The sequence below is a fragment of the Caulobacter sp. P1_B12_2 genome, assembly GCF_056406675.1.
Genome location: NZ_JBFTZS010000185.1, coordinates 1 through 8,321, shown reverse-complemented (window position 1 = coordinate 8,321; position 8,321 = coordinate 1). Strand labels below are relative to the sequence as shown.

Below are 8,321 nucleotides of genomic sequence, written 5' to 3'. Positions count from 1 at the left end.
GCATCGGATTGCCGACGATATGGTCGGAGAACGGCAGGATGGCCGTCATCTCGTCGCCGGCCAGCTCGGCGCGCATGCCGATGAACCGGGCGTAGGGGATCGAGCCGAGCACGGCGATCAGGCGGGTGTCGGYGTCGCTCATGCCTTGCCTCCCGTCTCGTCAGGGGCCTTGGACCGAGGCGGCTTGAGATTGGCGCCCGGTTTCTTGCCGGCGCTGGAGTCGAGCATGAAGGCGGCCTGGGCGGCGGCGACCGGATCGTCGGGGTCRTCCTCGTAGGCCACGGCGCGCACGAAGGCGACCGAGCGGGTGACCTTGTAGCAGTGGGCGCGGGCCAGCACGTCGCGGCCCGGCTGGGCCGGCCGCATGTAGTCGATGCGCAGGTCCAGGGTGGCGATCGAGGTCCATTCGCTGAGCGCGGCGTGCACCGCCTGGCCGCTGGCGTGGTCGAGCAGGGTGGTCACCACCCCGCCGGCGATCACTCCGGTCTCCGGGTCGCCGACGATCTCGGGTCGGTACGGCACCTTGAGAATGGCGACGGCGTCACCGATCTCCAGGGTCTGGAAGCCCAGGGCCCGGGCCTGGGGGCTGCCCTCGTTCATGGTGTTGGCGATCAGGCGGTGCTGTTCGCCGGCGCTAAGATCCGTGCTCATGGGATAGGTTTATAGCCGGGCGCGTTGCCATATCCATCGTGATGAAGCCGCAAGACCTGATCTGTCCGAAGCCCGACGGGCTCTATTGCCCGCCCGGAGACTTCTACATCGACCCCGTCCGCCCCGTGGACCGGGCGGTGATCACCCATGGTCATGCCGACCATGCCCGGGCCGGCCACGGCGTCGTCGCCGCCACGCCCGAGACCCTGGCGATCATGGCCGAACGCTACGGCGAGGACTTCGCCGGCCGCCGCGAGCCGATCCCCTACGGCCAGAGCTTCACCCACAACGGCGTCGAGGTCGGGCTGGTCCCGGCCGGCCACGTGCTGGGCTCGGCCCAGGCGGTGATCCGCTGGAAGGGCATGACCATCGTCGTCTCCGGCGACTACAAGCGCCGCCGCGACCCCACCTGCCCGGCCTTCGAGCCCGTGCCCTGCGACGTGTTCGTCACCGAGGCGACCTTCGGCCTGCCGGTGTTTCGCCACCCGGACGACAAGGGCGAGATCGCCGCCCTGCTGAAGTCGGTCGAGCAGTTCCCCGAGCGCTCGCATCTCGTCGGGGCCTATGCGCTCGGCAAGGCCCAGCGGGTGATCAGCCTGATCCGCGAGGCCGGCTGGGACAAGACCATCCACGTGCACGGCGCGATGGACCGGCTGAACCGGCTCTACGAGCGCCACGGGATCGACCTGGGCCCGCTGGCTCCGGCCACGACGGGGACCAAGAAGGACTTCGAGGGCGCGATCATCGTCGCTCCGCCCTCGGCCCTGGCCGACCGCTGGTCGCGGCGCTTCCCCGACCCGGTCGACTGCTTCGCCAGCGGCTGGATGCGGGTGCGCGCCCGGGCCCGCCAACGCGGCGTCGAGCTGCCGCTGATCATCTCCGACCACGCCGACTGGGACGAGCTGACCGCCACCCTCGACGAGTTGCGCCCCGGCGAGGTGTGGATCACCCACGGCCGCGAAGAGGCGTTGGAGCGTTGGTGCGAGCTTGAGGGCATACCGGCCCGGGCGCTGCGGCTGGTGGGCTATGACGAGGAAGAGGGGGAGTGAGGCCCCGCTAGCTGATCAGGTCGGGACCGCCCGGCGGCGGCGTCTTCGCCGAAATCGTCTTCTTGCCAAACGCCCGACGGAACCACGCCGCGCCGCTGGCGAGGGCGGCGGCGATGACCACGAAGCCCTTCTTCAGCACCACCAGCAGGATGGCCAACAGGCCGAACTTCTTGGCGACGGCCACGCCGAGACCCGCTGCCACCAAGCCCCCGACGCCGAACTCCGCGGCCTTGTCGCGCCCCTTCTGGTAGTCGGCATAGGTCGAGCCGGCGTCGAACACCGCCGCCTTGGCAATGCTCCCAGCCGCCGCTCGCACGTCCTGCAGGTCGGCCATCGAGGAGATGACATTCAGGCTGAGCACGCCTTGCTTGTTCAGCAGGCGGATATCGTAGTTGAGCGAATGGGTGTCGCTGCCGCCGATCGCCAGGTCTTGCGCCCAGATCACGAGGTGACGCGCCGGGTCGTACGACGGACGTTCCGCCCAGCCCGCCAGATGGATCGCCGGATAACCCGCTTCCTGCCGGCGGGCGTTCGAGTCGCCCTCGGATTCGCGAAGTTGGTCCAGAAGCTTGTCGTAGTCGGTCGTGCGGGCGTCCTTGTCGGAGACGTATCCGACATCCTGATAGGTGATCACCGCGCCCCAGGACGCCGCTTCGAGCGGCTTGAACCGAGTCGGGACGATCATGCCGAGCACGCCCTCTCCGGCTTCGGGCGGATTGCCCCAGCCCTCGGTCAGCACCCGCTTGGCCGCGGCGGCGTCCAGGAAATAGTAGTCCGAGCCCAGGTTCAGCCTGGCGTGGGCGACCGGCAGCGCGATCACCCCGGTACGATGCTGAAGGCGGTCCTGCCAGGAGATGTCCGGCTGAGACGCCGCGACCGGAGCCGGCGGTTGATCCGCGGCCATGGCCGGCGCGGCGACGCCGACGAAGATAGCCGCCAAGACAGGCGCGAAGTGACGCAAGATGAAATCCCCCTAGAACCCCACGGTGAAGCTAGCGAGCCTCGCGGCGCTTGGCCAGGGCGGCGGGATTGCCTTTTGGGGATGAAATCCGGCGGCCCTCACACCACCTTGAACGTCGCCCGCGCCCTCGCCACAGGCTTGCCGTCGGCCGCCACCGTGGCCTCGGCGTAGCACAGGCTCTTGCCGGGCTTGATGAAGTCGGTGTCGAACGCCAGCCACTGGCCGATCTGGGCGGCGGCGATGTAGTCGAGCCCCAGCGAGACGGTGATCAGGCCCTTGCTGGGGATCTGCAGCCGGGTCAGCACCACCCCGCACGACAGGCCCATGGCGTTGTCGGCCAGGGCGGCGATCAGGCCGCCGTGCGGGCCGCCGCGTGAGTTGGTGTGCGGCTCGCGCACCTCCACCGCCAGCACCCAACGATCCTCGCGGATGTCGGCGAAGATCGGCTCCCAAGGCGTGGTCAGCGGGCTCTTGCGCGGATGCGGGACGAAGGGCTCGGGCGGCTGAAAGGTCATGGGCCGGTCTCCGGTTCAGTCAATTCAAACAGATGTTCGAATTGACTTCAAGTCTCACCGCCGTGTTAGCGTCGCGACCGGATCGGGGGACCCGAATGGCCAATCGCATGGGCGATCGTTGGGGCAAGGGCGCGTTGAAGCTGGACGCCGACAAGGTGGTCGAGACGCTCGATCATCTGAAGGCCCGCGTGGCAGAACGCTTTCCGGCCTCCGGCCTGTCAGAGGTCTGCGACCAGCTGTCGGCCGTGGCGCGGGTCACCGCCAAGCGGGCCCGACGGCTGTCGCGGCCTTATCTGGGCCTGCGGGCCCTGGTGGCCGTGATCGCGATCTGTGCGATCGGGCTGGAGGCGGGGCTGATCGGCCGGCTCGATTGGCTGACCAGCCTGCGCAACGCCGGCGCGCTCAGCCTGGCCACGAGCCTGGAGCCGGCCGTCAATCTGCTGCTGCTGTCGGGCGCGGCGATCTGGTTCCTGGTATCGCTGGAGTCGCGCTGGAAGCGCTCGCGGGTCCAGAAATCCCTGCACGAGCTGCGATCGTTCGCCCACGTGATCGACATGCACCAGCTGACCAAGGACCCGACCCTGGTGCTGGGCCCCCGCACCGCCTCCTCGCCGGCCCGCGAGATGAACCGCTTCCAGCTGGCCCGCTACCTGGACTACTGCGCCGAGATGCTGGCCCTGACCGCCAAGCTGGCGGCGCTCTACGCCGGCGAGAGCAGCGACCCGGTGGTGGTCGCGGCCGTCAACGACATCGAGACCCTGACCTCCGACCTGGGCCGCAAGATCTGGCAGAAGATCATGATCCTGGGCCAGCTGGACGAGAGTCGGCCGACTTGAACCTCGCGACTTGAACCTAAGCCGGGACGCGACATTTCATTCCCATGCGCGCCTTCGCCCACCTCCTCGACCGGCTGTCCCTGACGAGCTCGCGCAACGCCAAGCTCACCCTGATCAAGGACTTCCTGCGCGAAACGCCCGATCCCGAGCGTGGCTGGGTGCTGGCGGCCCTGACCGGGGCGCTGTCGTTCAACGCCGCCAAGCCGGCCTTCATCCGCAAGGCGGTGGAGAGCCGGATGGACGCCCAGCTGTTCGCCTGGTCCTACGACTATGTCGGCGACCTGGCCGAGACCGTCGCCCTGGTCTGGCCGGAAAGGCCGGGCGCCARCCGCGAGCCGGATCTGTCGGAGGTGGTCGAGAGCCTGCGCACCGCGTCACGCGCCGAGGTCCAGCGGCTGATCGAGAGCTGGCTGGACGCCCTGGACGCCGACGGCCGTTGGGCCCTGCTGAAGCTGATGACCGGCGGCCTGCGGGTCGGCGTGTCGTCCCGCCTAGCCAAGCAGGCCTGCGCCGACTTCGGCGGCGTCGAGATCGGCCAGGTCGAGGAGGTCTGGCACGCCATGACCCCGCCCTATGGCGACCTGTTCGCCTGGCTCGAGGGGCGGTCGGAACAGCCCTCGCCCGACGCGCCGGGCAGATTCCGGCCGGTGATGCTGGCCCAGGCCATCGACGAGGCGGTCGACTTCGCCAAGCTGGATCCCAAGGCCTACGCCGCCGAATGGAAGTGGGACGGCATCCGCGTCCAGGCGGTCAGCGAGCGTGGCGAGCGGCGGCTCTACACCCGCACCGGCGACGACATCTCGGCGACCTTTCCCGACGTGGTCGAGGCCCTGACATTCGAGGGCGCCATCGACGGCGAACTCCTAGTGATGCGCGACGGGGTCGTGGCGTCATTCGGCGACCTGCAGCAGCGGCTGAACCGCAAGACGGTYGACGCCAAGCAGCTCCAGACCTTCCCCGCCGGCATCCGCGCCTACGACCTGCTGCTGGACGGCGAGACCGACCTGCGCGGCTTGCCCTTCGCCGAGCGGCGCAAGCGGCTGGAGGCTTTCATCGTCCAGGCGGCCAGCCCGCGCATCGACCTGTCGCAGATCCAGCCGTTCGACAGCTGGGAAGCGCTAGCCGCCCTGCGCGCCGAACCGCCGGCGGGCGATCCGACCATCGCCGAGGGGCTGATGCTCAAGCGCTGGGACAGCGTCTACGAGCCCGGCCGGCCCAAGGGGCCGTGGTTCAAGTGGAAGCGCGATCCCCGCCTGATCGACGCGGTGCTGATGTACGCCCAGCGCGGCCACGGCAAGCGGTCCAGCTTCTATTCCGACTACACCTTCGGGGTCTGGCGCGAGGACGAGACCGGGACACGGCATCTAACCCCCGTGGGCAAGGCCTATTTCGGCTTCACCGACGAGGAGCTGAAGCAGATCGACAAGTTCGTGCGCGACAACACGATCGAGCGGTTCGGCCCGGTGCGTTCGGTGCGCGCCGACCTGGAGTTCGGCCTGGTGTTCGAGGTCGCCTTCGAGGGCCTGCAGCGCTCGACCCGCCACAAGTCCGGCGTGGCCATGCGCTTCCCGCGCATCAACCGCATCCGCTGGGACAAGCCGTCGCGAGAGGCTGACGAATTGGCGACCCTGGAGCGAATGCTGGACTGATCTTCAAATTCCGCTCATCGCGACATGGTCAAGCTTGAGTGAAACTTGACAATAAGCCCTAGTGACCAGCCCCTGCGCCTTCGACGGCCGGCGCGCCCGAACCGGCGTGGAACAGCCGGCCCTTCTCGGTGATCAGCACGGCCGCCAGGCCGGCGATGCCGAAACCCGCGAAACCCAGGGTCAGGGGCACGGTGGTGCCGTCGAACAGCTGGCCGATCCAGAAGCCGAACAGCGCGCCGCCGATCGTGGTGATGAAGCCCTGGACCGAAGCCGCCGTGCCGGCCAGGTGGCCCAGCGGCTCCATGGCGATCGACCCGAAGTTCGACATCACCATGCCAAAGCAGAACATCATCCCCGCCTGCAGCAGCGAGAAGGTCCAGAGCGTCTCGTGGCCGCTGAGCGCCACCAAGGCATGGACCACCGCGAAGGCGATGTAGCCGAACAGCGAGACGTGCGAGACCAGCCGCATGCCCAGGCGCCCGACGATCTGGGAATTGACCAGGGACGAGACGGCGATGCCCCCGGCGATCGCCGCGAAGATCAGGGTGAACAGCTTGCCCGCCCCCAGCACGTCGACGAACACCTGCTGGGCCGAGTTGAGGAAGCCGAACAGCCCGCCCAGCACGAGGGTGGCGGCCAGGGTGTAGCCGACGGCGATGCGGTTGGTCAGGCACTCCTTGAACGCCGCCAGCACCGGGGTGACCTCCAGGGGCACGCGGTCTTCCGGATGCAGGGTCTCGGGCAGCTTGATCCAGGACCAGGCGATCACCGCCAGGCCGAAGATCGACAGGATGCCGAACACCCACGGCCACGGCGCGACCAGCAGGATGGCCTGGCCCACCGACGGGGCGATGATCGGCACGCCCAGGAAGACGATGAACGACAGCGACATCACCCGCGCCATCTGCCGGCCGCTATAGCAGTCGCGGACGATCGACACCGACAGCACCCGGGTGGCCGCCGCCCCGACGCCGCAGAGGGCCCGGGCGATCAGCAGCATCTCGAACGAGGTGGAGAAGGCGCAGAGGGCGGCGAAGACGACGTACAGCGACAGGCCGACCAGCAGCACCGGCTTGCGGCCATAGCGATCCGCCAGCGGTCCGTAGACGATCTGAGCCGCGCCGAAGCCCAGCAGATAGGCGGTCAGGATCCACTGACGCTCATTGGCCGAGGCGATGCCCAGGGCCTCGCCGATCTGCGGCATGRCCGGCAGCATCGAGTCGATGGCCAGGGCGTTGGTGGCCATCATCGCCGCGATCAGGGCGACGAACTGACCAAAGCCCATGCCGGGATGGGGCCCGGCGTGAGGACGAGCCGGGGCGGGAATGGGACTGGACGACATGACGCTCTTTCACGGGCCGGACGCCGAAGCGCCGGCGGGCGCGAGACGCGATGGTCGCGATATAGGGCAGCGCCGGCCCCGCGCCAAATGGGCTGGTGATCAGGGCGCCATTTGGAACTGAATGCTCACCGTCTGGTCGTCGCCGACCCTCGAAGCGCCTTCCTGCGACTGGCCCACGCTGGCGACCCGCAGAAGGGGCTGCGATCCGGCCTGTCCGGGCGGCGCGTTCCGCAAGGCGGCCAGCGACGGCTGGGCGGCGGTCAAGGCCTGGTGGAAGACCGCGGCGCGGCGCAAGGCCAGGGCGGCGGCCTCCTGCCCTTCGGCGGTGAACGCGTCGAGATTGGTCGCGCTGGTCACGTTGACCACCGAGAGCTTGACGTCGCCCTCCCGGCAATCCGAGCCGGCGGTCACGCCATAGCCCAGGCACGGCAGGCGCCGCATCAGGGACTGGGCGACGCTTCCGGCGATCCGCTGGCCGTCGGCGGACAGGGAGGCGGTGCCGGGAAGGAAGAGCTGATCGGCGCGGAAGTTCAGCGAACCGGTGTTGGGGTCGCCGGTGATCGGCACGCGCTCGTCGCGCAGGTCGGCGTCCAGCGACTGCATCAGCAGCTTCTGGGCGTCGGAGGCCGAAGCGATCTTGACCGAGCTCTTGGTGGGCGGCGAGTAGGCGAAGCAGCGGCGCTCGCCGGCCGCGCCCTCGCCGGTCTCCGACAGCGTCGCTTCCGGCACGCACAGCACCTGGGCCTTGTAGTCCACCTCGATGTCGGCGGTCTTGGGCGTGAGATTGGCGGCCGTCTGCAGCAGGGCCGTGGTTTCCGGCTGCTTCGAGGTCGTCAGCTTGGCGGTCGTCGAGCGGAACTCGAACGCGAAATAGCTGAGCATGATGATGAAGATGAAGATCACCCCCACCATCATGTCGGTCATCGAGACGTAGTAGCTCTCGCCTTCCTCGACGTCGCTCGTCCTGCTGCGCCTGCGTCGCATCAAGCCGCGCTCGCCGAGGTCCCGACGCGGCCTTGGAGGGCCGCCTCGATGCGGCCCAGCACGGCCRGTTGCTCCAGCATCACCTTCTCGGGCGGGGCGAAGCGGACGCAGGCGTCCAGCAGGGCGAAGAAGTGGGCTTCGGACACCTCGATGCCGTGACGGCGGCGGCGGGCGGCCAGGCGCAGGATGATCGAGGCCAGCACGCCCGCGATCGAGGTCCAGAACTTGGTGGCGGCGATCGTCAGCAGGCTGATCAGAGCGCCCTGCATGGCCGCGCCGCCGCCGGTCATGGCGGAGGTGGCCTCGGTCAGGGCCGCGACGATGCCCATGAAGG

Annotated in this window: 8 protein-coding genes and 2 pseudogenes; 3 read left to right on the top strand and 7 right to left on the bottom strand. The window is 68.9% G+C overall.

Annotated elements, in window-relative coordinates; translation table 11 throughout:
• Positions 1-142: pseudogene (locus tag AC1DZ6_RS13130) on the bottom strand (PaaI family thioesterase); the annotation flags it as partial.
• Positions 139-651: a PaaI family thioesterase gene (locus AC1DZ6_RS13125; RefSeq protein ID WP_477097612.1), complete on the bottom strand. Its 513-nt coding sequence runs from the start codon at positions 649-651 to the stop codon at positions 139-141. The gene AC1DZ6_RS13125 and the pseudogene AC1DZ6_RS13130, both read right to left, overlap by 4 nt.
• A 41-nt stretch (positions 652-692) precedes the next feature.
• Here AC1DZ6_RS13125 and AC1DZ6_RS13120 point away from each other — a divergent pair, with 41 nt between their 5' ends.
• Positions 693-1,700, top strand: coding sequence for a ligase-associated DNA damage response exonuclease (locus AC1DZ6_RS13120; RefSeq protein WP_477097614.1), 1,008 nt, complete (start codon positions 693-695; stop codon positions 1,698-1,700).
• A gap of 7 nt (positions 1,701-1,707) precedes the next feature.
• Here the strand turns inward: AC1DZ6_RS13120 and AC1DZ6_RS13115 are convergent, their stop codons facing one another.
• Complete coding sequence (locus AC1DZ6_RS13115) at positions 1,708-2,640, bottom strand: DUF2167 domain-containing protein (protein WP_477097611.1); 933 nt, start codon at positions 2,638-2,640, stop codon at positions 1,708-1,710.
• A gap of 119 nt (positions 2,641-2,759) precedes the next feature.
• A complete protein-coding gene (locus AC1DZ6_RS13110; protein WP_477097610.1) occupies positions 2,760-3,176 on the bottom strand; it encodes a PaaI family thioesterase in 417 nt (138 codons plus the stop codon).
• 95 nt (positions 3,177-3,271) lie between these two features.
• Between AC1DZ6_RS13110 and AC1DZ6_RS13105 the strand changes: the two genes are divergently transcribed.
• Positions 3,272-4,012, top strand: coding sequence for a hypothetical protein (locus AC1DZ6_RS13105; protein WP_477097609.1), 741 nt, complete (start codon positions 3,272-3,274; stop codon positions 4,010-4,012).
• Positions 4,013-4,056: 44 nt separating this feature from the next.
• Entirely contained in the window at positions 4,057-5,661 is a 1,605-nt protein-coding gene (locus AC1DZ6_RS13100) for a cisplatin damage response ATP-dependent DNA ligase (RefSeq protein WP_477097608.1), read from the top strand.
• 58 nt (positions 5,662-5,719) lie between these two features.
• Here AC1DZ6_RS13100 and AC1DZ6_RS13095 read toward each other — a convergent pair whose 3' ends face one another.
• The 3 genes and pseudogenes from AC1DZ6_RS13095 to AC1DZ6_RS13085 form a co-directional block, all read right to left on the bottom strand.
• On the bottom strand, positions 5,720-6,946 hold the full coding sequence (locus AC1DZ6_RS13095; protein WP_477097613.1) for a multidrug effflux MFS transporter: 1,227 nt from the start codon (positions 6,944-6,946) through the stop codon (positions 5,720-5,722).
• A 156-nt stretch (positions 6,947-7,102) separates the two neighbouring features.
• The gene (locus AC1DZ6_RS13090) at positions 7,103-7,987 is read right to left on the bottom strand and encodes a hypothetical protein (protein ID WP_477097607.1); all 885 of its coding nucleotides are present in this window, start codon (positions 7,985-7,987) and stop codon (positions 7,103-7,105) included.
• Positions 7,987-8,321: pseudogene (locus tag AC1DZ6_RS13085) on the bottom strand (hypothetical protein); the annotation flags it as partial. The gene AC1DZ6_RS13090 and the pseudogene AC1DZ6_RS13085, both read right to left, overlap by 1 nt.